General features: G+C 50.4%; 4 protein-coding genes. 2 read left to right on the top strand and 2 right to left on the bottom strand.

Features of this window, described 5'->3' with window-relative positions:
* Positions 1-267: hypothetical protein (locus PF479_RS12620; protein WP_298007132.1), on the top strand; the 267-nt coding region annotated here is incomplete at its 5' end.
* 36 nt (positions 268-303) lie between these two features.
* Here the strand turns inward: PF479_RS12620 and PF479_RS12615 are convergent.
* Together PF479_RS12615 and PF479_RS12610 are read right to left on the bottom strand one after the other, a co-directional pair.
* Complete coding sequence (locus PF479_RS12615; protein ID WP_298007130.1) at positions 304-1,425, bottom strand: class II aldolase/adducin family protein; 1,122 nt, start codon at positions 1,423-1,425, stop codon at positions 304-306.
* A complete protein-coding gene (locus PF479_RS12610; protein ID WP_298007127.1) occupies positions 1,425-2,690 on the bottom strand; it encodes an L-rhamnose isomerase in 1,266 nt (421 codons plus the stop codon). The genes PF479_RS12615 and PF479_RS12610 overlap by 1 nt, the downstream gene beginning before the upstream one ends.
* A gap of 100 nt (positions 2,691-2,790) precedes the next feature.
* Here PF479_RS12610 and PF479_RS12605 point away from each other — a divergent pair.
* Positions 2,791-3,590, top strand: an 800-nt coding sequence (locus PF479_RS12605; RefSeq protein ID WP_298007124.1) for a helix-turn-helix domain-containing protein, incomplete at its 3' end; no start/stop codon positions are given.

Below are 3,590 nucleotides of genomic sequence, written 5' to 3'. Positions count from 1 at the left end.
GAAAAAGGATATGAAACCGGTTTGATTATCGAAGGGAATGCCTGTTCCCTTGTGGGAGCCCTGAAAGAACCTTCCCATCCTCAGCACACTCTGTATACTAAAATCATTGCCAAGGGACTTCTCGCAGGGGTCTGCCGGGCTTGCTGCCATCAAATGGGAACCCTGGAAGAAGCGGAAGCCCAGGATCTACCCTTGATCTCGGATATGGCAGGACATCCCCCCATGGAACCCTGGATAAGCCAGGGCTATGAGGTGATAACCCTTTAAAACCAGGGAAACCCGGGCTCTACCCGGGTTTTTCCATCAAATGCTCTTCTGAGCCCGGTACTTCTCGACTTCCCAGGTATTGATAAAATCAATCTTGTCCTGAGGCATAAACTGTATTCCACCGAAATTCTCACTCAGGACTGCAACCTTTACGGCATCCCGGAAAAGTATCCCCGACAGAGACGCTTCTTTGGAATTGACACCGCAGGAGACGATGCCCTGGTTCTGGACCAGGAGAGTCTTGGGCTTTTTCCCATACTTTGCTTCATACGCACCCACTCCCTGGACCAGGGATTCGGTCATTGCCTCATCATCCCCTTCAGGAATCCACAAAGGCTCATGCCCCATATACACGATATGATCAGGAGTCAGTGCCGTAAATACGAGTGCCGCATCCTCTGGTGATTTCAACCAATCCCGGCACTGTCTGATGTTCATGAATTCAAACCCTGCATCTTTGCCATAAGCTTTCTGCACAGCCGATTTCAAGACATCTGAAACGGTCATATCCACGGGCTCTTCTGCCATATCGGGGGTGATCAGGATGGATTCTTCCAGCTTGCCCATTAAAAACTGATAGCGCTGATCCACATCTTCAATAGTATCACCACCGGTAAAGACACCATGGTTTTGAAGCATGATAAAGTCAGGAAATTTCTTTCCTGCAGCCAGACGCTCATCCACCCTGTCTTTCACATATTTGGCCAGGATATAACCGGGATTGACCACAGGAATCCAGAGGACCCGGTCTCCCAGTTCTTTTTCCGCCCAGGCCTGTCCTCTCCGGGAGCAGGTCATGCCGTTGACCATGGCAGGATGGGTGTGTACTACATATTTAAAAGGAACAAAGCAGTGAAGCAGTGTTTCCACCGAGGGACGGGCCGTTTCTCCCTCCAGGCGGGCCTTCATAAGATCCTCAAGGGCTCTCTCTTCCCGTTCCTCCTGGTCTACAGGATAATCAACCGTCCAGAGCCGGTCCAGACGGGCCTGGTCCATTTGAACAAAACCAGTTTCGTCTATCTCGCCCATGGTGGTTCCCGAGGCTTTCACATACATCACACCCTTCTGCTTCAGTGAGGTATTCCCTCCCCCGGCCAGAACATAGTCGGGATTCCCCCCATAACGCCGGGTGACTTCAATCAATTCTGTCATGCTCATCAGGATCGTCCTTCCAGTTCTGTTTTTTCATAATCCATGACTTCTGCAATGAGACGGCCCTCGGTGGGTACATTCATCTGCTCACAGTAATAGTCCCAAACGGCTCCAACAGGCATAGTCTTCAACTGTTCCAGCAGGGCCAGACGGGCAAAGGCATTGCCATCGGCATCGTACTTTTTCAGCGTGTCCGAAGGTTCGAGGTAACCCATAAGAAGTCCTTTCAGGGTGGCTCTGGAGCCGATGGCGTAGGCACCGATGCGGTTCATGGTCCCGTCAAAGAAGTCCAGTCCGATATGGGTGTCAGCAATACGTCCGCAGCGCACAATCTCTTCTGTGAGGTAACGGATGTCATCATTGAGGATCACCACATGATCACTGTCCCACCTCACTGGACGGCTCACATGAAGGAGTAATTCGTCAAAGAACTGATAGAGAGAGGAGAGTTTGTCAGCAATGAGCTCGGTAGGGTGAAAGTGTCCCAGATCCAGACAGACCATCTTATTCCGCTTCATGGCATAGCTCATGTAAAACTCGTGGGAGCCGACCACAAAGGCTTCACTGCCTATGCCGAAGAGTTTTGTTTCCACGGCATCTTTCATTTCAGAGGCAGGGAAATCTTTGGCAAAGACTTCATCCAGGGAGTTCTTCAGAATTTCCCGGTACCCTGCTCTGTCCACGGGCAGGTCTTTGGACCCGTCGGGAATCCATGTATTGATGATGGAGGGAGTCCCCAGTTCGCGGCCGAAATAGGCGGCGACCTCCCGGCTCTTCTTGCCATGTCGGATCCAGAACTCCCGAATATTTTTGTCCTTGCTGGACAGGGTATATCCGCTTTCCGCCATGGGGTGGGAAAAGAAGGTTCCGTTGTAATCCAGCCCGATTTTGCGTTCTTTGGCCCAGGCTGCCCAGCCTTCAAAATGCTCCGGACCGATTTCATCCCGATCAATCTTGCCCCCCTTAAACTCTCCATAGATGGCATGAAGATTCAGCCGGTGTTGACCGGGTATGAGGGAATAAGCCTTGTCCAGGTCTGTTCTCATTTCTGCTATGCTCCCTGATTTTCCAGGGTAATTCCCAGTGACCTGAATTCCACCGCCAGAGAGTTCGGCATCCGGGGTTTCAAACCCCCCGACATCGTCTGTCTGCCAGCAGTGCAGGGAGAGGGAAACCTTTTTCAGGGACTCCATGGCTTTATCCGTATCTACACCCAGCTCGGCATACATTGCCTTCGCCATATCATACATCTTCTGTGTGTTTTCTTTCATATCTGATCCTCCGATTCATTCATTTTAGGGCGCCCCCGGGATTTAAACCTTGACGATTAACTCATTTATTAGCACAATATTGTCAGCTCCTGGAGGTCACATGTTTCAGCTGAACCGCCCTGATTTCTTCGATTCTGAAGAAGAACCTATAAAACTCATCCGCCGGAGCCCCCAGATTCCCTACCCGCTGCACAATCATGACTTCTCCGAACTGGTCATTGTCCTGAGCGGAACAGGCGTACACTTCACAAAGGAGCGTGATTACCGGGTTAATGCAGGAGATGTATTCGTCATTCAGGGAGCCACAAGTCATGGCTACAAAGAGATAGAGGACCTCTGTCTGGTGAACCTGTTGTTCCGCATGGACCGGTTGCCTCTCCCCTTTATGGATATTTCCTATATCCCGGGCTATCAGGCTCTTTTTCATCTTGAACCCCAATACCGGCAGTTGCATAATTTTGCCAGCAGCCTCAAGGTGAAGCCGGATGATTTTTTGAAAGTCAGCAGCCTTTTAGACCGGATCGAATTGGAGTATAAAGCACATCAGAAGGGATACAGATATATGGCCGCCCTTCTTTTTATGGAACTCATCGGTTTTCTAAGCCGCTGTTATGACAGCTCGGAAAGCCTCCAGAACAGGGAGCTCCTCCGCATAGCCCGGGGCTTGAGTTATCTGGAACACCATCTGGCAGAAAAGATCACTCTCAAAACTTTGAAAGAGGAAACGGGTATGTCCATCAGTTCACTGAACCGCCATTTTAGAAGGGTGACGGGGGTACCTCCTCTTGAGTATCATCTCAGACAGAGAATCCGACGAGGCTGTTCCCTTCTAAAACAGACCGATCTGAACATCACTGAAAATGCCTTCACAACAGGCTATGACGACAGCAACTACTTTTA

Source organism: Oceanispirochaeta sp., from assembly GCF_027859075.1.
Taxonomy (GTDB): domain Bacteria; phylum Spirochaetota; class Spirochaetia; order DSM-2461; family DSM-2461; genus Oceanispirochaeta.
This window is presented reverse-complemented; position numbering and strand designations above follow the sequence as displayed.